This is a genomic window from Ochrobactrum sp. SFR4 (assembly GCF_019730395.1).
Taxonomy (GTDB): Bacteria; Pseudomonadota; Alphaproteobacteria; order Rhizobiales; family Rhizobiaceae; genus Pseudochrobactrum.
Genome location: NZ_JAAPBB010001399.1, coordinates 1 through 235, shown reverse-complemented (window position 1 = coordinate 235; position 235 = coordinate 1). Strand labels below are relative to the sequence as shown.

The following is a 235-nucleotide window of genomic DNA, read 5'->3' as shown; positions in this document are numbered from 1 at the left end:
CAAATACTGAAAACTTACGCATAATGTCCCCTTTTTGGGGGCGGAAGATTTTTTCCGCCGTTTCCATGAAAGATAAACCATATTCCGACACTGACTTTGCCATTTTACGACGGGTTATGGCGTATCATGTGGTTTTTGTTTGCAGAATTACTGCAAAAGCCGGTCAGGATTTCTTACTTGTAATCGGGGGAAGGACTCACTTCGTTTTACGTGGCCTGATGATGAAAAAATGACA

General features: G+C 42.1%; 1 protein-coding gene. It reads left to right on the top strand.

Annotated elements, in window-relative coordinates:
• Positions 1-233: hypothetical protein (locus HBA93_RS23630; protein ID WP_221724833.1), on the top strand; the 233-nt coding region annotated here is incomplete at its 5' end.
• Positions 234-235: the final 2 nt, after the last annotated feature.